Source organism: Pedobacter sp. Leaf170, assembly GCF_920984665.1.
Classification (GTDB): Bacteria; Bacteroidota; Bacteroidia; order Sphingobacteriales; family Sphingobacteriaceae; genus Pedobacter.
In genome coordinates this window covers 103,396-123,711 of record NZ_CAKLBP010000006.1, presented here as the reverse complement: position 1 = coordinate 123,711, position 20,316 = coordinate 103,396, and the positions used below count along the sequence as shown (strand labels likewise).

Sequence of the window (20,316 nt, the reverse complement as noted above, 5' to 3'; positions counted from 1 at the left end):
ACGCTACAAAAAAAATTGTTTTCGTTAAGTTTTATTCTACAGTTAGTTTAGATTCAAAAATTAATTTACACGAAACTGCCTTTCCATTTAAGTAAGCTGGTGTAAAATCAAAGTCTTCGGGTTTTAGTTTCGTTAGCGGAATTATTTCTGAACGCTTTAAATTCGCTATACCGGTTTCAGTTTCGTACTTAATAAGTTTACCATTTTCATTGATGTGAAAAATTAAATAAACCGGATGTATTCCTGCATACGACTTAAATTCTTTAGAAGGGGAGAAGAGTTTAATCAAAAGGCGCAATCCGCTGTAAAACCCACCTATTTTTGTTGCTTTAATGATTCGGTCACCAACTTTGGCAGAATCTATCTCACAGCTTATATTAGCAAATGCTGAATTTCGCTCAAGTTTTTTTGTTGAGTAATTATATACCTGTTCAATTGAATCTGGCGCCTTGTAGAAAGTCCATCTGCCAAAACGCTCACCATTTTTATACAGCCCTCTTGCAACAACATTCCTGCCTAACTTAATTTCTGATTCACCATTTTTAATGTGTGGTTTAGATTTTAATTCAGTAGAGTGCTCAATCATTCCTGCACGAATAATTCTGTAACTCATACGTGTAGAATCGCTTTTTTGAGCATAGGCAGAAAATCCAATAAGTGTTAAAAGAAAGAGAGCAAGCGTTTTCATTATTTATTTTATTGCTAATGAGATATCGTTGACGATAAACTTGCAGTACCTTTTAACATCATTTGGCTCTCTACAGCTTTGCCGTTCAAAATTGCCGGTACAAAATCAAAGTCGAGATAAGCGTTTGATTTATCAGTAATTTCAAAGGTTGTGTTTGATGTGTTTAATAAATACTCTGTTTCCAGTTTAGTTATTTTTCCTTGTTTGTTAATATAGATAATATAAAGAAGGTTATATTTTACATTGTCTTTAGCCAGTTCTTGTGGTATTTTTGATTTCATTGCCAAATACTTATAAATATCAATCATGCTTCCAATTTTAACCGGCAAAATCAATTTATCGCCCTGCTTTAATGAATCAACGAAGAAATTTTGGGTGTTATCAGGAAGGTTAAATTCAATCTTTTTTGAGCTGTAATTATAAATCTGTGCAATTGTGTCGGTTTTATATTTAAAGAATCGCCATCTTCCAAACCGCTCGTTATCTTTATATAAACCAGTTGCGATAAGGTGATCGTTATAAAATACCTCGGCAGAACCATTTCTTATATGTGGTTTAGATTTTGATTCTACTGCTTTCTCCATTAAGCCATAGCTATTAAAGCTTTTTCGAACACGTGTAGAATCGTTTTTTTGAGCAAATGCAGAAAAACCGATGAACATTATAAAATAGAGAGCGAGCGTTTTCATTTATTTAGATTTTGTTCTATAAAGAAAAAGCGTTTTGATGGAATATCAAAACGCTTTTCAAAATATATTTTACTTAAGCTTAAGCATACATTTCTTCACGAAGTTTGGCAACCTCAGCGCTGTTGATGTATTCATCGTAAGTCATTAATTTATCAATTGTACCTTTTGGTGTAATCTCGATAATACGATTGGCAACCGTTTCAGTTAACTGGTGATCTCGTGAAGTAAACAAAATAGTTCCTTTAAAATCTTTCATCCCATTGTTTAGTGCCTCGATAGATTCCAAATCAAGGTGATTGGTTGGCTCATCAAACATTAAAAGATTAGCTTGTTGTAGCATCATTCTCGAGAACATGCAACGCATTTTTTCTCCACCAGAAAGTACCTTTACATTTTTCAAAACCTCTTCGCCCGAGAATAACATTCTGCCTAAAAAGCTACGCACAAATTGCTCATCAGCATCTGTTCCTGAGTATTCACGCAACCAATCAACCAGGTTCTCATCTTTGCCTGCAAAATATTCAGAGTTATCATTCGGAATATCAGCTATGCTAATGGTAACACCCCATTTAAATTCGCCTTTATCGGCAGGGGTTCTACCTGTTAATACATCGTAAAATGCTGCGGTAGCTAAACTGTTTTGAGATAATATGGCAATTTTATCGCCCTTATTTACCATGAACGTAACTTTGTCGAATAAAATACCATCATTTCCAGATTTGCCGAGGTTCTCTACCTGCAAAATCTGGTCGCCAGCTTCTCTACCTGTATTGTTGAAAATAATGGCCGGGTATTTACGGCTCGATGCTTTAATCTCCGTGATGTCGATTTTATCTAAAGCTTTTTTACGTGAAGTTGCCTGCTTTGATTTTGATGCATTTGCACTAAACCTGCGGATAAATTCCTGCAATTCCTTCACTTTATCTTCCATTTTCTTGTTCTGGTCGCTACGTTGTTTTAACGCTAACTGACTAGATTCATACCAGAAGGTGTAGTTACCGGTGTAAGTACTCATTTTCGCAAAATCAATATCTACAATGTGTGTACAAACCGCGTCTAAAAAGTGCCTGTCGTGAGAAACCACCAACACGATATTTTGGTAATCAGCCAGGAAATTCTCCAACCAGGCAATTGTTTCAATATCCAAATCGTTGGTAGGCTCATCCAGTAATAAAATATCAGGATTACCAAATAAGGCCTGCGCCAATAATACACGTACTTTTTGTGTATTATCAAGCTCTTTTAACAATTTGGTATGGTTATCTTCGGTAATACCTAAGTTGCTTAACATGGTTGCAGCGTTGCTTTCCATGTTCCAACCATCCATTTCAGCAAAAATATTTTCCAATTCTCCGGCTCTTTCGCCATCCTTTTCGGTAAAATCTTCTTTCATGTAAATGGCATCTTTCTCTTTCATAATGGCATAAAGTTCTTTATGGCCAATCATAACGGTTTCTAATACCGAAAACTCGTCAAATTCATAGTGGTTTTGTTTTAAAACCGCCATTCTTTCGCCCGGAGTGAAAGCAACGCTACCAGAGGTTTGGCTAACTTCTCCCGATAGAATTTTCAAGAAAGTAGACTTACCTGCGCCATTAGCACCAATTACGCCATAGCAATTGCCTTGGGTAAATTTAATGTTAACATCTTCAAATAGTGTGCGTTTGCCGTATCGTAATGATAAATTAGAAACTGAAATCATATTAAATAGAAATAAGCCGCAAAGATAGGCAAAAAGGTTGAGGGTAAAAAGATAGATGGTAAAAGGAGTAGGATTAATAATTTTGACTAAAAGCCCAATTGCATTTCCTTTTATCCTTTGGTTTAAACCAACGGTAATGATTGGCAACGTCGATTTATGCTGTGTTAAACAGTTTTTTATTTCAATGCTGTCTGCTTCAGCTGATGGATTTAAAATTTGGAAACGAGCTTTCAGTGTTTTATGGCTCAAACAGTCCAGCTTTCACTATAATCTTTTTTAAACCTATAAGGTTTTCAAAACCTTATAGGTTTAATCAAAAGTATTTTCGTTCAATCAGGTTTATTTAACAAGAGATAATGCTTATAGCAAATTTCAACCTCAAAGTATTACTGTGGCTAAAGCCTATTGGTATTTGTTTTTTATCCGTTGGTTGAAACCAACGGTAATGAATGGCAACGTCGATTTATAACCCGTGTTTAAACAGTTTTTCATTTATTGCGGTCTGCTTCAGCTGATGGTAAAATCAGTTGGTTTTTTTTAATTTTATAGCTCATGCAATTTTTAATAGACATTATACAGAAACCTGTTGGCAAAATCGAAGTTGAGCATTTAGCTTCATTAGCATCTGATGAAACTTTTTCATGTAAGCAATTAATCGACACCAGTTTCCATCAAGACGAACAAATCGGTTTTAGGGCTGCCTGGATTTTAGAGCGTGTTTATTCAAATCATCAGAAGCAGTTCCTACCTTACGCGGATTATTTTTTAGAGCATCTTCCTAAGCAAAGTAACCATTCGGCATTAAGGCATTATGTTAAAATTTTAGCTTTTATGACTGGGAAAAAAGCATCGGCTGAAATCAAGTTAATGATAGCAGATTATTCAACTGACAGTATTATTGAAACTGTTTTTGCCTGGTTAATTGATGATAAAATCCCGGTAGCTGTTAAATCTCATTGTTTAAATATTCTGGCAAATTTTACTTGTAAACACCAATGGTTAAAAGAAGAACTTATTAGTACGATGGAGTTTTTAGTAGATAAGGAAAGTATTGCTTTTTTTGCTAAAGTAAAGCAGATTAGGAAACAGCTTAAAGTTAAAAGTTGAAAGTTGAAAGTTGAAAGTTGAAAGTAAAAAGTTGAAAGTAAAAAGTAAAAAGTTGAAAGTTAAAAGTAAAAATGCGTTATTACAGGAAAGTATTTTTATATCACTTCTTGTGAAATTTGCTTAAAATATTTTTCAATATAGATTTATTCAGCCAAATTTTTTCTTCCATTCTTTTTTTAGAATCGTGTATTGGTGATTTGCTTCGGCTTTTTTCCAAACCGCATAAAAGATTTCTGCTGATTTTGCTTTTTCTTCTGTTCCGGTTCCACGCTCCAGAAGTGCATAATTTTTGGTCGCGTCATACTTTCGGCCACTTTTGTAGTTAGCGTATCGCCGGGCCCTTGTATAACCCATTTGTAAATACTTTCTGGCCATATCCATTCCAACAAAATCATTTGCCTTTAAATAATCTTCAAATAAGCTGAATATTTTGTTGGCACTATCCGCGGCAATTTGTGGATTTTTAAAACGCCAGTAAGCTCCGATTTCTGATTTATAGGGCTCGCAAATTAATACGCCTTGCTCGCCTTTACCTACGCGATAAAGTTCCGGTTCTTTTCGATAATCAATATCAGGTTTCCAACCGTATTTTTTAATGTCAAAATTTAGGTAAGATGGTTTTTGCATCGGCTTTGCTTTAAAATCTTAACCTAAAATAGCGCAATTGGTTTCCAACAACGACAAATTTGTTATTGGAAACCATCATTATTGCAATATGAATATTCGTTGGTTAAAGGGCCGCTGCTCCAGCTTCAGCAACTTCATGATCTTGCTCTACGCTTCCGCCAGAAACACCTATTGCACCAACTATACCATCGCCTTGCTTTAACAAAACACCACCAGGAAAAGAGATTAGTCCGCCATTAGAATGTTCAATATTGTACAGTGGTTGCCCCGGTTGCGATAGTTTACCGATTTCGCCAGAATTCATATCAAAAAAACGAGCAGTTTTTGCCTTTTTGATGGCAATATCTATTGATCCTAACCATGCATTATCCATGCGATGGAAGGCTTTAAGGTTTGCACCTTCATCAATAATTGCAATGTTCATTGGAACGCCAATTTCTTTAGCTTTCATTTTAGCCGCATTTGAAATGCGTTCTGCCTGTTCTAATGTTAAACTCATAGTTGTATATTTTATTTATAATTTAAAAATAATCAGTTAAAGAATTAATATCTGGTTTTAAGATGTAGCATCTTTTAAACTTTGCAAGTAATGCATTGTATTTTCAAACTTAACCTTTAATCACTAACATAACAGCTCCTTAAAGGTTTATTTTAATCCATTCCGTTTGGAAGTAGCAGGTTTTAAGCTGAGATTTTTACGATATTTTTTTATAAATATACAGCTATTTGATTGGAATAGAAGGCAAATTCATTAATCTAAACTTTTTCAAACATAATAGGCCTAATTGCATTTATCTTTTAATAAGAAAGATAATATGAATCGATTTAAAGGTAAAGTAGCGTTGGTTACGGGTAGCAGTCAGGGCATTGGTGCAGCCTGTGCGTTAAGATTAGCAAAAGAAGGTTGTGATGTCATTTTAAATGGCCACAAGTTTGATGAAAGGGGCGAAAAATTAATTAAAGAAATTGAAGCAATAGGCCAAAAAGCAACATTTCTGGTTGCTGATTTAAGCCAGGCTTATGAGGCCAGTCATTTAATAGAAAAGGCTGTTAAGCAATATGGTAAATTAGATATTTTGGTTAACAATGCAGGTGTAGAAAAGCGTGCTGATTTTTGGGAGGTAACCGAAGATGATTACGACCTTGTAATGGATACGAATTTGAAAGGCGTATTTTTCAGCATCCAGTCTTTTGTTAAACATTGCCGCAAAAATAGTGTAGGTGGTGTAGTGATTAACATGAGTTCGGTACACGAGGAAATCGTTTTTCCACATTTTGCAGCGTATTGTGCAAGTAAAGGCGGACTAAAAATGTTAACCAGAAATTTAGCAACAGAGCTTGCTCCATTTAACATCAGGATAAATAATGTGGCACCGGGAGCGGTTTCTACACCAATTAATAAAGATTTACTCAATAATAAAGAACAATTAGAACGAGTTACCCAAAACATTCCAATGCGTAGAATGGGTACAGTAGAAGATGTTGCAGGTGTGGTTGCTTTTTTAGCTTCTGATGATGCTGCTTACGTAACCGGCTCTACTTATTTTGTAGATGGTGGACTTACTTATCACTACGAAGAGCAGTAATTAATTGTAACATTCTTAATTTGTTTATCATTATAATTTTAATAAGTTATTTTTTGCATATAAATTACTGAAAATCAAATTGTTATCGGTTTGTTAGGCTAATTCATCTGGCTTGATGTTTATGCTGCTTTTGTCTTATCTTTATCCGTTAAATAATTTATAAAAGAATGGATCAAAAGGATTTAGCGAGCGAGCAATTCTTATCGGGTGGAGGTGAAATGGGTGCACTCATCCGGTCAATGGATTGGTCAAAAAATCCGTTAGGCCCGATTGAAAATTGGCCGCAAAGCTTGCGTACTTCAGTAAGTCTTTGTCTTTCTTCTACTTTTCCAATTCTTATTGCATGGGGGCCAGAAACGATCCAAATTTATAATGACGCCTACCGCCCTATCTGTGGTGCAATGCATCCGCAATCTATGGGCATGAATTTCCGTATTTGCTGGGAATCGGCGCTTGAGGTTGTTGGAGATAAATTTACCCGCGGCCAGCAAGGTGAAGGCACGTATATAAAAGATCAGCAAATGTTCTTATATCGTTATGGCTATCTTGAAGAGGCATTTATGACTTTTTCTTTTGCGCCAATACGCGATGAATCGGGCAATGTTGGTGGGATTTTTCATCCCATAACAGAAACTACAGATAAAATGCTAAGCGCCAGAAGAACGCAGGTGCTCCGTGATGTGGCAACACTAATTGCTAAAGCAAAAAGTGTAGAAGAAATTGGCAGGCTGGTTAGCGAGAAACACCATGAATTTACAGCTGATTTACCCTTTTTACTTTTTTATTCTGTTGATGCTGATGGTGAAACAGCAAGGCTGATAAGTAGTGCCGGATTGGCGAATGCATCGGCACTTGAAAATAATAATATAAAAGTTAATGTTGATGCAAAGGGCATTTGGCCTCTATCATCTGATATTAATTTGCCTGTAGTGCTCGAAAATTTAAACGAAAGATTCGGAGATTTTACTTGCGAACCTTATCCCGAAACACCCCATTCAGCTGTAATTTTGCCCGTATTTATTTCCGGGAAAGATAAGCCTGCAGCTTTTGTTATTGCAGGTGTAAGTTCTAGGCGGGCAATGGATGAAGAGTATCTGGGCTTTTATACCATGCTTGGCAATACCTTCAGCACGGCAGTATCAAACGTGTACACATATGAGCAAGAACAAAAAAGAGCCGAAGCATTAGCGGCAATCGATAAATCAAAAACTGCCTTTTTTAGCAATGTTAGTCACGAATTCCGTACACCTTTAACACTGATGCTCGGACCATTAGAAGATTTGCTGGCACATCCGATTACAGCTGATGAACAGGTTAAAGAAACACTGAATGCTACACATCGCAATGCGATGAGGCTTTTGAAACTCGTTAACAATCTGTTAGATTTTAGCAGGGTAGAAGCCGGACGTATAAAAGCCGCTTACCAGCCTATTGACATTGTTGCCTTAACTACCGATTTAGCAAGTAGTTTTCGCTCCATTATCGAAAAAGCCGATATGTACCTTGTGGTAGAAAGTGGTAATGAACCTATAAAAGCCTACGTTGATTTGCAGATGTGGGAAAAAATTGTACTCAATTTGCTTTCAAATGCATTTAAATATACGCTTGAAGGCGGAATCACCTTAAAAGTCAAATCTGATGGCTCAAAGCTAATTTTGAGCATTGAGGATACAGGTGTTGGTATTCCGCAATCAGAACTTCCACACATGTTTGAGCGTTTTCATCGTGTAGAAAATTCTGCAGGAAGAACGCATGAAGGTACCGGTATTGGGCTATCTCTAGTGAGCGAATTGGTAGGGCTTCACGGAGGCTCAATTTCTGTGGAGAGTACTTTAGGTAAAGGCTCTGTATTTACTTTGAATATCCCATTGGGTTATGCCCATTTGCCGGCAGAACAAGTAAAGGAAAAGAATTACCAGGCAAGCAACATCGGGCTTCGTGAATCGTTTTTACAGGAAGCTTCCGGGCTAGTAGATGCAGATACAAAATCTACTGAAACCCAACATGTAGATACGGAACTGAAAGTGAACACTGCAGATGCTAAAGTTCTTATTGTTGATGATAACGCAGATATGCGTGATTATTTGCAACGTCTTCTGGCGCAAGAATATGTTATTTATACTGCAACCAATGGTGCTGATGCTTTGGAACAGTTAAAACACATTACTCCGGATTTAATATTAAGCGATATTATGATGCCGGTATTGGATGGCAAAGGCTTATTAAAGAAACTGAGAGAAAAGGAAGAAAAACATTGGATTCCACTGATTTTTCTATCTGCAAGGGCTGGTCAGGAGGCTAGAATTGATGGTTTGGAAGCAGGCGCTGATGATTATTTGGTTAAGCCATTTTCTGGTCAGGAGTTATTAAGCAAAGTTAGGGCGCAAATTAAAATACATCGGGTACGCTTACATAATGAGCAACGTATGCGAGATTTTATTGCGGTTGCAACCCACGAGCTGAAAACCCCTTTAACAGCGCTTTCCGGTTATGCACAAATTATTGGCATGAAATCAGTTAAATTAAACGAGCCAGCACTCGTTCATGCAGCTGAACGGGCAAGGTATCAGGTAACTAAAATGGCTAAACTGGTTGATGACTTACTTGACGTAAGTAAACTTGATGAAGGTATGTTAAGGTTAAATCCTGAATCGTTTGACATGACAGCGCTGATTAAAGAAACCATTGGCGATGTACAATCTACTTCACCAGAACATGAGTTTAGTTTTGAGCACAGAGAAAGCCATCATGTTATTGCCGACAGGGAAAAAATTGCTCAGGTATTAACAAACCTTTTCGTAAATGCAGTAAAGTATGCCCCTCGCTCACCTAAAATTGAAGTATCTGTTACACATAAAGATGGTAAAATAGTAACCAGTGTTCGCGATTTCGGCGTAGGAATTAAGAAAGAAGAAATGCCGCATGTATTTAGGCGTTTTTATCGCACCGATAGTGCCCATAAAGGCTTTAGAGGATTTGGTGTTGGACTATATCTTTGCGCAGAAATCATCAGCCGCCATGGCGGGGAAATTGGTGTAGATAGTGAAGTATCAAAAGGCTCCGTATTTCATTTTAGCCTTCCCAAATAAGATTTTATTTCCCAATATCCTTCTGCTTGCTTTGTAAAAATCGAAGAGAAAGATATTGGAATAGGTTTTATGGAATTTATTTTTAGTTGCTTTGAAGTTGTGCATTTACTCTTTTTATCAAATCAGATAAATCGAAAGGTTTTGCAATAAAATCATCCGCTCTGCTGCGCAACTTCATTTTTCCAATCTCTGCATTAGCTGTTAATAAAATTACCGGTAGGTTTTTCATCGTCCGGTCTAACTTTATTTCTTCGCAAATATTAATGCCATGGCCATCCGGTAGCACCACATCAATTAGGCATAAGTCGGGTTTTGTTTCCCTAATAGCTGTTTTAAAACTTACCGTATTGGTGTAGCCGTTTACTTCATGGCCCTCAGATTTCAAAGTTTCGCTGATTACCTCTAAGATGTCTTCATTATCTTCGAGTACATATATAGTTTTCTTCATTTAAAATTAATATTTCATCATAACATCTTCGGGGCAGTTTTGTTCAGTTTTGACTTAGAAATAAGTCAGAACCGAACCAATTTAGCCTTTGTCGGGTTAAACTCTTCCGTAACGCTCCGCTTCCAATGCCAAAGCTTTACTAATTGATTCGTTTAAGGCGTTTTTTTGTAAACGCCAGTCCCAATTTCCAGTTCCTGTTCCGGGTACATTCATACGGGCTTTTTCATCGAGGGCTAAAATATCCTGAATAGGCAAAATCGCTAGTTTGGCAACAGAGCTATAACACAGCCTAATCATTACCTGATTTATATTGCTTTCAGATACTTTAATTCCAGTATAATCAGATATTCGGTTGTGCATATTTTCATCAGCCTCTTTATCAAACCAGCCTTTAACCGTGTTATTGTCGTGCGTACCAGAATACACAATGGTATTTGACGAACTAAAATTATGGGGTGCGTGTGGAGATGATGGAAGTTGTTCGCTAAAGGCAAATTGTAAAACCTTCATACCCGGTAAATTAAAATCATCCATAAGTGCTTCCACCTCTGGTGCGCTTTCCCCTAAATCTTCTGCAATAAAAGGAAGTTCGCCAAGTTCTTTTTCTAATATTTCGAAAAAGGCAGTCCCCGGACCTTTAACCCATTCGCCACTAGTTGCATCTTTTGAGCCAGCCGGAACCTGCCAATAGGCTGCAAAAGCTCTAAAATGATCTAATCTTAATAGGTCGTAAAGTTTTAGGTTTTGTTTCAGGAGGTTTACCCACCATTGGTAGTTGTCTTTTTTTAATGCTGCCCAATCAAATATCGGCATGCCCCAAAGTTGCCCCGAAGCATTAAAATAATCAGGTGGAACGCCTGCCATCTGCAATTTGTTCAAATCATTATCCAACAAAAAATGTTGCGGGTTTGTCCATACCTCGACAGAATCTTCATCAACATAAAAAGGTAAATCTCCAATAATGTGTATGCCCTTTTCGTTTGCGTAAGATTTTAGCTCCAGCCATTGCTTGTAAAAGATAAATTGCTGCCAACAGATTTCCTCTATTTCTTTTGCATAATCTTTTTTAAATTTTGTTAAAGCTGCTTTGTCTTTAAATTTATAATCATGCTCCCAGTTAATCCATTCTTGTCCTTGCTGGTGATTCTTAATTGCCGCATATAATGCATAATCGGGCAACCAATGATGTTCTTCCTTCAAAAAAGTTTTAAATTCAATTTTCAAATCGCTGTTTGCCGCCTTATCAAATGCCTTAAAAGCTTTTTTTAGCAAAGCTGATTTCGTTTTTTCTGAACCATCAAAATCAACATCACCTGCTCTGGATATCTTCGCTGTCTCCAAATCTTCCTTGCTTAATAATCCTGCTTCACCAAGCATCCTAGGGTCTATTAGCAACACATTACCCGCCATTGCCGATGCACTGGAATAAGGCGAATTTCCGTTTGCAGACTTAGTTGGATTTAAAGGTAAAATTTGCCAGTAACATTGTTTAGCCTTCTGCAGGAAATCAACAAAATCGCGAGCGGAGCTGCCCATATCACCGATACCAAAATCTGTATTCAGCGAGCTGATGTGTAACAATACACCGGCTGCTCTTGCCGGTTGTCTATCAACCAAATTAAGCATCGCCAACGGCAATTTCTTAAATAATTGCGCAGCTAAAATGCCTTCATTTAAAATATCTTTGTGGCCATCTGTGCCATTTAATAAATCTGTCCAGCCAAGTGGTGCACCAGCGGGTAAAATGATTTGTGTATCGCTCCAATCGAAATCTTCTGCCTTAAATTCTGAAGTTTCAGCTAGTTTCGCGAGGCCTAATGGTACTGCAGTTATTATCCAGTTATTTTTCCATTTGCGGGCAAAAGCAAAAAGCTGTGCAGCATATTTTCCGGTAGTTTTTAAGGGGATGTAATCGCCCTGGCTAAATACCTTCGGATGCTTTTTCCTGATGTTTAATAAGCGTGAGGAAAGCCCGATTTTTGCTTTTCCGCTTGCTCTTTCTGCCCATAGTGATGCTATTGGCATTGTTTCGTTTATCGATTCGAATACTGAAATTCTGCTATCATAATCTACAGGGCGGCGGTTATCCGGATCGACCAGTGATAAATCCCAGCATTCGCTGCCCTGATAAAAATCGGGAACACCTGGAGCGGTGCATTTGATTAAAAGCTGCGCTAAACTGTTAAGAATGGCATAATCCTGAATCTCACTAATAAATGCTCTGATTTTGCTGTAGATTGTATTTGCAGGGTCGAGCATTGCTTTACTTAATGCTTGCAAAGCTTGTTCGTATTCTTCATCAGGCGAAGCCCAGTCTGATCTCTTTTTTGCCTCGCGAACCGCTTTTTCTAAAAATGCATCCATTCTTGAAGCGAAAGCTTCAGCTTCAAAATCTTCATAAGGTAAAGCGCCTACAAGCGTTTGAATTAATAAGTAAAGGTCGTTTGGGTGGACAGTGGTTAAGGTTGGGAAGCTTTTTTTATCTTGCTCCATGACTGTTTTTAATTCCATTACAAAAGCAGACCAGGCTTTCGGAACATCGCTAAGCACATTCAATCTTGCTCTGAAATCTTCCCCTCTTTTTGTATCGTGAGTTGTGCTTGCGCTTTGGCTATGCGGCCATGTTTTCAGTCGCTGCTGCATTAATTTATGAAAAGCGGCAACGTCTGTACCGAAATGAAGGGGAGAATCTCCAACTTCATTGTGTCCGGTGAAACGATTGTAAGTAAACATCAAGGTATCTTCAACACCTTTAGCCATTAGCGGGCCACTAAATTGCATGCAGCGCTGATAAAATGCGCTAAGATGCTGGTTAATCTTTTTATCTGAATTTGATGGTCGGGTAATAAATACTTCGTTAAGGATATCGGCTGCATTTGCATGTTCTTTAGTCGCTTTCAAACCTGCTATTAATGATTCCAATTGCTCAAGGTTTTCACCTTCCATCGGAAAATCATAAGTATAATAGCGATATACAGGCATTGCAATCAGCATTTCTGCCATAGCGGCTTTAAAGGCATCTCGGTCAAATGATAAACCTTCATCAAGGTTTAAATCGTAAAATAGTTTACAAAGGTTTTCCAGTTCACCCTGCATGCTTTTTGTTAAAATTGCCCTCTTCTTTTCCTCCATTAACACTTCTGGTACATGCTGCTTTCCGGTAAATTTTGCATAAGTATCATCAAGTGTTTTCTCTGCATCGCGATTGGTAAATAAATTATTTAACTGCGCCAGAAATTCATAGCCTGTTGTACCGGCCACAGGCCAGGTTTCTGGTAATTCTTCGCCTAACTCCAGGATTTTTTCTACAACGATATAGGCATCTTTGCCAACCTCTGTACGCAATCTTTTCAGGTAAGCTTCTACATCAAAAAGCCCATCAATGTGGTCAATCCTTAGTCCTTGAAATACGCCTTGTTTGCAAAGCGCAAGAATGTAGCGATGGTAATGCTCAAAAACATCCGGATGCTGAATATTGAGACAGATTAAACTGTTTACGGTAAAAAATCGTCTGTAATTAATGCGTTCATTGGTTTCCTGCCAGTTACAAAGCCGATAATGCTGGCTTTCGGCAATCCTTAGAATTGATTCTGCAGAGGTGTTTATCGTTGTCAGGTTTGATTTGGATAAGGCTCTTGCGGTCGCCATGTTCACCGGCCAATAATCATCACCGCTTGCGATATAGAAATCTTTATCACGGGTTTTAATTTGTATGGATTTATCTTCGATGGCCTCCTGAAGTGATTTACCTAAAAAAGGCACCATTATTTTGCCATCTCCTGATTTAAAATCGATATCAAAATAGCTTGAATGAATACTTTTCTGACCATTTTTAAGCACATCCATCAGCCAGCTGTTGTTTGGATGAAAGGCCATGTGATTGGGTACAATATCCTGTATCCAATTCATTTTTAGTTTTTTAAGCCTGGCTGATAAATCTAAAAGTTCTTTCTCTGTCCCGATTTCGGGATTAATTTCCAAGGGGCAAATTACATCGTAACCATGCGTTGAACCTGGAAAAGCTTTGAAAATAGGGGAGGCGTATATGGTATCGACACCAAGTTTATGTAGGTACGGGAGAATTTCTTCAAAATCTTTAAAAGTAAATTCTTTGTGGAACTGAATACGGTAAGTAGATGCAGGGATGATCATTTATTTTATAAAAATTAATATCGATTGTGCTTGAATAATTTTAGGGATTGTTAGCGCATTAACCATTGGTAATGACCCTCCGTATGGGATGGATGCGGAGTTTAACGCAATCCTAAAGCCTTGCAGATTGGGTATAAAGCCAAGGTCGTGGTTAGCCTCTGAAAAATTTAATATACAGACTGCATGTTGCCCGGCAGTTTCTCTATGAAGTGTTAGCAGGTTTTTATCGGTATAAGCCTTTGCCAGCGTATTTTTACGATTTGAACCTAAGGCAGGGTTTGATTTTTTTAAGGCGATAAGCGCTTTATAATAGTTTAACATCTGCCGGTGTTTTTCTTTTGGCAGGTTTTCCCAATCCAATTTAGAATTCAGAAAGGTTTCCTCAGCGGCTGGGTCGGGCAGTTCTTCCGGATGGTGGAAATCTTTAAACTCTTCTTTTCTGCCTTTTCGAACAGCTTCATTTAGTTCGGGGTTTGTATGGCTAACGAAATACTGAAAGGGTTTTTCGCTCGCCCATTCTTCTCCCATAAATATTAATGGAAGAAAAGGAGCACAAAAAACTGCTCCGGCCAATACCTTAGCTAAGTCAAAACCAATTAACTGGCTGCTTCGCTCTCCAAGCATGCGGTTGCCTACCTGGTCGTGATTTTGAGAAAATATGATAAATTGCTCTCCGGGATTATCATTTGGAACACCAAATTTTTTCTTGCGGTGAGGAGAATAGGCGCCCGTATACACATAAGCATCGTTGTAGGCTTTTGCTAAATCTTCGATACCATTAAAATCTGAATAATAACCAATTGGCTTTTGCCCGGCGGCAACCCTTAGTGCATGGTGAAATTCATCAACCCATTGCCCATGCATGCCATAACCATCTTTTTCTACCGGATTAATGAAGCGCTTATCGTTAAGGTCGAGTTCGGCGAGCAGGTAATGTGCTTTTCCAGATTGTGCGGAAAACTGCGCTACGTGTTCACTAATGGTGGCCAGAATGTGTTTCGGACCGAAATCTTTGATGGCATGTACCGCATCCAGCCGCAAGGCATCAATGTGGAAATCGCGAAACCACATTAATACGTTCTCTATGAAAAAATCTCTTACTCCATCACTCCAGGCATCATCGAAATTTACTGCAGAACCCCAGGGCGTTTTGTATTTATCTGTAAAATAAAAGCCAAAGTTAGGTGCATGATTTCCTTCCGGGCCGAAATGGTTATACACCACATCCAAAATCACGGCAATTCCTTTTGCGTGACAGGCATCAACCAATTGTTTTAAACCATCGGGGCCGCCATAACTGTTTTGAACTGCGAAAGGAAATACGCCATCATAACCCCAATTTCGTTCTCCGGAGAACTGTGCCAGGGGCATCAGTTCAATTGCGGTTATGCCCAAATCAACTAGATGATCTAAGTTATCTTCCAGACCTTTAAAATCGCCGCTGGTGCTAAAAGTGCCAACATGCAATTCATAAATAATGTAGTTTGTTAGAGGTATTCCTTTCCAGTTTAGATGCTGCCATTTGTAGGTTTGCTGGTTATATGCTTTTGATTTTCCTTGAACGCCATCCGGTTGAAAAAGAGATGCCGGGTCGGGGAAAATTTCAGATTCTTTAGTTTCATTGCCAAAAAGTTCTATCAGATAATCATCTCCTTCCGTAACTGCGTTTGTGGAAAGTGTCCAATAACCCAAATCCTTTTCTTCCAGTGGCAAAGTAAGGCTTTTGGATGGAACCTTAAGGTTAACTGCTTCAGCTTTAGGCGCCCAAACCAAAAGCCCGGCAACGCCGTCTTTAAAATTCAGACCAATTGTTCTTTGATTAATGTTTATTTGCATGGTATCTTCTCTGAAACAACAAGCTTTTAGGAATAAAGGTTTACAAAAAATAGGTCTATTAGAAAATAATGACACAGCAGGCCTTTGTTTGTAAAGATTGGTGCAATAATGAAATGCGGTATCCACTGAAAACAATTGTCCCTTATCATTTTACTTTTATGATTTAACACCTGAACAAATCATCTTAAAAAAGGTTCAGATAATGAAAGGTAGCTGAACATAAAAGTTGTGTTGCCTTATGTATTTCTTTTGATGTTATAAAACAGCATTTACCAGTTTGCAATATGGGTGATGTAATTTCCGATATGGTTTCAAATTATTACAGCGGTAGCAGTGGATTGCTATTGCCGGTGCCAAATAAACTGCACTATCCTGAAGCGTTTCAAGACAAACCGAGGATGGTGTATTATGGCGCTCTGTATAATTCGATTGAGGTAAACAGCAGTTTTTATAAAATACCAAGGGCTGTTACTTTGCAAAAATGGGCAGCATTGGTTCCCGAAGATTTTGAGTTTAGCTTTAAGCTTTTTAAGGGCATCAGCCATAGTAAAGGTTTAGATTTTGAGCCGCAGGTTGTTGCAGATTTTATGTCGGCATTGAATGGTGTTGGAGATAAAAAGGGCTGTTTGCTCATTCAGTTTCCGCCGAGTGTTGGGCATCAGCTTGATAAAATACATGCCTTGTTATCGATTGTGCAGGAACATAACCTTGGAAAGCGGTGGAAAGTAGCGGTAGAATTTAGGAACAATGTGCTTTACCGGCCTGAAGTTTACACACTCCTGGCAGAACATGATGCCGGTATGGTTCTCCATGATAAGCAAGTTGCTCCAAGTCCGTTGTTGGATACACATCCAGATTTTGTTTATTTACGTTTCCACGGGCCGGATGGTAACTACCGCAGCAGTTATGATGAAACTATTTTAGCAGAATATGCAAGTTATATCATCGACTGGATGGCTCAGGGCAAAAAGGTATATGCTTATTTTAATAATACGATGGGTTCGGCGCTCGAAAACCTGCAATGCCTGTGCAGTCTGGTAAAATCAGAAGGTTAAACCCTGATTATTGTAAAAGGGAAAACGACTTTAAAACTTCTTCTTTATAATTTATAAAGTTAATTTTTGTGAAGGTGTAAGTAGGATTTAACCGCTGTATGAAAGTTTCTGTCTGGCTGTAAATGCTATCCAAGTCTTCGGGTTTAAAGAGCATTAAATTTATCTCCATTTGGTTGTATTGATAAATGTCTTTCACCTTATCTCCAAGCAATAGCTTTAATCCTTCCAAGATTTCTTTCATAGCAAAGTTTCTTAGATAACCTTTCCCTATATTAATAGTTCGCAAATTTTTACACTTATTAAGAATAAAAATTTAGTTTAAACATTAGGTGGTTTAAGGCTAAAATTTAAAAAGGAAAAGTGCTGCAGGTTGTGAATTAGGGAAAACTAAAGTGCAGGCTTCAGGTTATTTATAGGCAGGAGATAAGCGTCCGTAAATGCAATTTGATTTCAACAGGCAGTAGGCTTTGCTCACTGCCTGTTTTTTTTTGGTAAATCCACAATGTGTAAATATGGAAAAATTACTTTTTAAAGATTGGCAGAGTTTGGCAAACATTGCGCTTTGTGCTTTTATAGGTTATATCACACTTTTTATTTTCATCCGCATCTCCGGTAAGCGAACGCTTGCTAAGCTTAATGCATTTGATTTCGTAGTGACGGTTACTTTGGGTTCTACTTTATCTTCGATGATATTAGCCAAAGTTACGATAGCGGAGGGTTTGGTTGCTTTGCTCATTATTATTTTTCTGCAATATGCGCTTGCCTGGACAGCCAGAAAATCTGCGGCAGCTGAAGCGATTATTAATTCTTCTCCAACCCTTCTTTTTTACAACGGGCAATTTATAAGGGATGCGATGGACAAGGAGGTGATTACAGAAGAGGAGGTTTATGCCGAAATCCGGAAGTACAGGCTCTACCGTATGGAAGACGTGCAGGCTGTTGTTATGGAGCTTAACGGAACTTTTACGGTTGTTAAAAAATCATTACCCAGTACCCACACGAGTTTAGATGATTTAAATACGGAGGATTTAGGCTAGTGTTTTAAGCTTGATTCTGAAGTATAGATAAAGTCTGTTGGTCGGCTTCGCCATTAAAATACTTATCCAACACCTGTTGAAAAAGCGGATTTGCTTCTTCCAGTTGTGCAAACAAGGACATGCAGGAGCGGAGTTTAAGGTTATCGGGGTTTCCAAAAATATCGAGGGCAGATTTATCCTTAATGTTCAGGGTAATTTTAGTTATCTCCAAAAGGTTTTCGCCGAGTACGGGATGCTGGAGAAAAGCCTGTGCTTCTGCCAAATCGTTGAGCCCGTAGAACTGTGCTGTTTCACTTTTACCCAAACCTTTTAACTGCGGGAAAATGTACCACATCCAATGGCTTTCTTTTCTGCCGTTCTTGAGTTCGTCTACCGCCCTCATGTATGTTTCGTTTTGGGCAACCAAGTACCTGCTTAAACCTTCGCTATTCATTATCTTAGTGGCAAAAGTACAAATAAATCGCCTTTGGCCACGTTGAGGAAAGTGCTAATTTACTGCGTATTTGTACGTAATAAATTGCATCTGGCTGATTAGCAATCGAACAAAAAGGGGATAAGCATTGGCCTAGTTTTCTTAATCACAGCACCAATAGGAATATCGTAATTGTTACTGGAATTATTCAATATATTTATCACCCAATTAACCAGATACACGCCCTCATGTTCAGTAACCCGCAAACCGGGACACGCATTATCGTCTTTAAAAGTCGCACCATCGTTGTCAATAGAATAGCTCCTGATAAAAAACAATTTAGAATTTATATAGACGGTGCCTATAAAGGTATTTTAGAACTTACTGAGGAGGGCTGGACCCATACCCCGGGTTATATTTTGCCTATGGGTGTGTTTACCCTGCTCACCAAAAGAATGGGTATAGGTGAGTGGACTGAGGGACAGGACTCCTCAGCAAATGAAGCTGGTGCTGAAGAGCCTGAGTTTTAGTAATATGCTATCTGCAATTTCTTGTCTTCTACCCAAATGTAGGTGGTTTTGCTGGCCAGGTAATTGTGTATTGGGTATCTAGTGCCCAGTTTTGATAAAGATTCTATCAGCTGTGCTTTCAAAAGCTTTAACCTGTTTTTACGATACATCCGTTTTTCACGAAGATTAAATATTTCCACTTCATTAATTTGTTCTTCCAGTTGCTGGTCGATATCGTGTACTTCGCTGAGCAGCGATATATAATCGTTAAACTGTTCTTGTATGGTTAATGTACTCATCTATTTTTCTGCTTCTTCGATAATTATATAACCCCCTTCGCAATGAATAAGCACATCGCTACCGTCACGCTTATCTTTTACCATTACTTTGGTGTTAATTTTACAAAGTTTGCCAACTAATACATCCTGTATTTCTCCCCATTCTGCACTTAAATCTTCCAATATTTTTTCGGCCCTTTCGCGTTCCATTGCTGCGATTAAATGGGCATCGGCCTCTTCTGCACTAATATAATCCTTATCTTTTAAATCGGGAAGGGTAGCCGAATCGAGTACTTTTTTAGCTTCTTCTACCTGGATTGATTTGTTTTCGAAATCATCAAATATTTCCTGCATTGTTTTGTCCATAATCATGAAACCATATCTATTCCTATATGTTTTCAAAATTGCAGATTTGTGGATAAAAGTTTTGACATGTTAGGTGGATGCGAGAAAAATAAACCTTTTGAGAATTTTTATTTTTAAAACAATCTCGAATTAACGGCTGTTTTACATACAATCTATCAAAATAAAAATATGGAAAATCAAGAAAAAACCGTTGAAGTCTTAAATGACTTAATTGAAATTAATAATGACCGTGCTGATGGCTTTGATAAAGCTGCTAAAGATATCAGTGAGGAGAACATAGATTTGAAAGCAACATTTGAGCAGTTATCTTCTCAAAGCCGTAAAAACGTAACTGAGCTTGCAGGTTTAGTGGGCAGACATGGTGATAACCCGGATACGGGCAATACCATTTTAGGTAGTTTACACCGTGCCTGGATTGACATTAAATCAAGCTTTGGTGGTGATGACCGCACCAGTATTTTAGAGGAATGCGAAAGAGGCGAGGATGCTATTAAAAAAGCTTACAGAGATGCTTTACAGGAAAATGAACTGGGTGAAGAAGTTAGAAATCTTTTACTGGATCAGCAGCAAGGTATCAATGCCAGCCATGATACCATTAAGGCATTAAGAGATGCTCATAAAGCATTATAGTTGATACACATCTTACAGTAAAAAAGGGGTTCATTTATGAGCCCCTTTTTCTGATCTACAGCCATAAATTGTGTGTGAAAACATTCTAGGCCATTGATGGTTATA

The 20,316-nt window shown here is 38.0% G+C and carries 19 protein-coding genes; 7 read left to right on the top strand and 12 right to left on the bottom strand.

Going from position 1 to position 20,316, the window contains the following annotated elements:
- Nucleotides 1-31: 31 nt before the first annotated feature.
- The 3 genes from LUA90_RS14785 to LUA90_RS14775 form a co-directional block, all read right to left on the bottom strand.
- A complete protein-coding gene (locus LUA90_RS14785) occupies nucleotides 32-688 on the bottom strand; it encodes a hypothetical protein (RefSeq protein ID WP_231491430.1) in 657 nt (218 codons plus the stop codon).
- Nucleotides 689-702: 14 nt separating this feature from the next.
- A complete protein-coding gene (locus tag LUA90_RS14780) occupies nucleotides 703-1,377 on the bottom strand; it encodes a hypothetical protein (RefSeq protein WP_231491429.1) in 675 nt (224 codons plus the stop codon).
- Between the two features lie 79 nt (nucleotides 1,378-1,456).
- Nucleotides 1,457-3,079, bottom strand: a complete 1,623-nt coding sequence (locus tag LUA90_RS14775; RefSeq protein ID WP_231491614.1) for an ABC-F family ATP-binding cassette domain-containing protein — start codon at nucleotides 3,077-3,079, stop codon at nucleotides 1,457-1,459.
- Between the two features lie 552 nt (nucleotides 3,080-3,631).
- On the opposite strand from LUA90_RS14775, the gene LUA90_RS14770 reads away from it, so the two are divergent.
- A complete protein-coding gene (locus tag LUA90_RS14770) occupies nucleotides 3,632-4,186 on the top strand; it encodes a hypothetical protein (RefSeq protein ID WP_231491428.1) in 555 nt (184 codons plus the stop codon).
- A gap of 147 nt (nucleotides 4,187-4,333) precedes the next feature.
- Here the strand turns inward: LUA90_RS14770 and LUA90_RS14765 are convergent, their stop codons facing one another.
- Complete coding sequence (locus LUA90_RS14765) at nucleotides 4,334-4,813, bottom strand: DUF4385 domain-containing protein (RefSeq protein WP_231491427.1); 480 nt, start codon at nucleotides 4,811-4,813, stop codon at nucleotides 4,334-4,336.
- Between the two features lie 103 nt (nucleotides 4,814-4,916).
- Nucleotides 4,917-5,312 carry a heme-binding protein gene (locus LUA90_RS14760; protein ID WP_231491426.1) on the bottom strand — a complete coding sequence of 132 codons (396 nt, stop codon included), beginning with the start codon at nucleotides 5,310-5,312 and terminating at the stop codon, nucleotides 4,917-4,919.
- A gap of 316 nt (nucleotides 5,313-5,628) precedes the next feature.
- On the opposite strand from LUA90_RS14760, the gene LUA90_RS14755 reads away from it, so the two are divergent.
- Together LUA90_RS14755 and LUA90_RS14750 are read left to right on the top strand one after the other, a co-directional pair.
- A complete protein-coding gene (locus tag LUA90_RS14755; protein WP_231491425.1) occupies nucleotides 5,629-6,399 on the top strand; it encodes an SDR family NAD(P)-dependent oxidoreductase in 771 nt (256 codons plus the stop codon).
- 167 nt (nucleotides 6,400-6,566) lie between these two features.
- The gene (locus tag LUA90_RS14750) at nucleotides 6,567-9,488 is read left to right on the top strand and encodes a cell wall metabolism sensor histidine kinase WalK (RefSeq protein WP_231491424.1); all 2,922 of its coding nucleotides are present in this window, start codon (nucleotides 6,567-6,569) and stop codon (nucleotides 9,486-9,488) included.
- A gap of 82 nt (nucleotides 9,489-9,570) precedes the next feature.
- On the opposite strand, the gene LUA90_RS14745 is transcribed toward LUA90_RS14750, so the two are convergent.
- The 3 genes from LUA90_RS14745 to treZ all read right to left on the bottom strand — a co-directional run bounded on the left by LUA90_RS14745 (nucleotide 9,571) and on the right by treZ (nucleotide 15,924).
- Complete coding sequence (locus LUA90_RS14745) at nucleotides 9,571-9,936, bottom strand: response regulator transcription factor (protein WP_231491423.1); 366 nt, start codon at nucleotides 9,934-9,936, stop codon at nucleotides 9,571-9,573.
- Nucleotides 9,937-10,032: 96 nt separating this feature from the next.
- Complete coding sequence (gene treY / locus LUA90_RS14740; RefSeq protein ID WP_231491422.1) at nucleotides 10,033-14,088, bottom strand: malto-oligosyltrehalose synthase; 4,056 nt, start codon at nucleotides 14,086-14,088, stop codon at nucleotides 10,033-10,035.
- Nucleotides 14,089-15,924, bottom strand: coding sequence for a malto-oligosyltrehalose trehalohydrolase (gene treZ / locus LUA90_RS14735; RefSeq protein WP_231491421.1), 1,836 nt, complete (start codon nucleotides 15,922-15,924; stop codon nucleotides 14,089-14,091).
- Nucleotides 15,925-16,208: 284 nt separating this feature from the next.
- Between treZ and LUA90_RS14730 the strand changes: the two genes are divergently transcribed.
- Nucleotides 16,209-16,979, top strand: a complete 771-nt coding sequence (locus LUA90_RS14730; RefSeq protein ID WP_231491420.1) for a DUF72 domain-containing protein — start codon at nucleotides 16,209-16,211, stop codon at nucleotides 16,977-16,979.
- 7 nt (nucleotides 16,980-16,986) lie between these two features.
- Here LUA90_RS14730 and LUA90_RS14725 read toward each other — a convergent pair whose 3' ends face one another.
- Nucleotides 16,987-17,220: a hypothetical protein gene (locus tag LUA90_RS14725; RefSeq protein WP_231491419.1), complete on the bottom strand. Its 234-nt coding sequence runs from the start codon at nucleotides 17,218-17,220 to the stop codon at nucleotides 16,987-16,989.
- A 271-nt stretch (nucleotides 17,221-17,491) separates the two neighbouring features.
- Here LUA90_RS14725 and LUA90_RS14720 point away from each other — a divergent pair, with 271 nt between their 5' ends.
- The gene (locus tag LUA90_RS14720; protein ID WP_231491417.1) at nucleotides 17,492-18,016 is read left to right on the top strand and encodes a DUF421 domain-containing protein; all 525 of its coding nucleotides are present in this window, start codon (nucleotides 17,492-17,494) and stop codon (nucleotides 18,014-18,016) included.
- Nucleotides 18,017-18,020: 4 nt separating this feature from the next.
- Here the strand turns inward: LUA90_RS14720 and LUA90_RS14715 are convergent, their stop codons facing one another.
- Nucleotides 18,021-18,449 (bottom strand): DUF1810 domain-containing protein, encoded by a 429-nt coding sequence (locus LUA90_RS14715; protein WP_231491415.1) that lies wholly within the window; start codon nucleotides 18,447-18,449, stop codon nucleotides 18,021-18,023.
- A gap of 227 nt (nucleotides 18,450-18,676) precedes the next feature.
- Here LUA90_RS14715 and LUA90_RS14710 point away from each other — a divergent pair, with 227 nt between their 5' ends.
- Nucleotides 18,677-18,958: a hypothetical protein gene (locus tag LUA90_RS14710; protein ID WP_231491413.1), complete on the top strand. Its 282-nt coding sequence runs from the start codon at nucleotides 18,677-18,679 to the stop codon at nucleotides 18,956-18,958.
- Here the strand turns inward: LUA90_RS14710 and LUA90_RS14705 are convergent.
- A complete protein-coding gene (locus LUA90_RS14705) occupies nucleotides 18,955-19,236 on the bottom strand; it encodes a hypothetical protein (protein ID WP_231491412.1) in 282 nt (93 codons plus the stop codon). The two genes, LUA90_RS14710 and LUA90_RS14705, sit on opposite strands and share 4 nt — an antisense overlap.
- Nucleotides 19,237-19,617 carry a hypothetical protein gene (locus LUA90_RS14700; RefSeq protein ID WP_231491410.1) on the bottom strand — a complete coding sequence of 127 codons (381 nt, stop codon included), beginning with the start codon at nucleotides 19,615-19,617 and terminating at the stop codon, nucleotides 19,237-19,239.
- A gap of 132 nt (nucleotides 19,618-19,749) precedes the next feature.
- Here LUA90_RS14700 and LUA90_RS14695 point away from each other — a divergent pair, with 132 nt between their 5' ends.
- On the top strand, nucleotides 19,750-20,211 hold the full coding sequence (locus LUA90_RS14695; RefSeq protein ID WP_231465107.1) for a PA2169 family four-helix-bundle protein: 462 nt from the start codon (nucleotides 19,750-19,752) through the stop codon (nucleotides 20,209-20,211).
- Nucleotides 20,212-20,316: the final 105 nt, after the last annotated feature.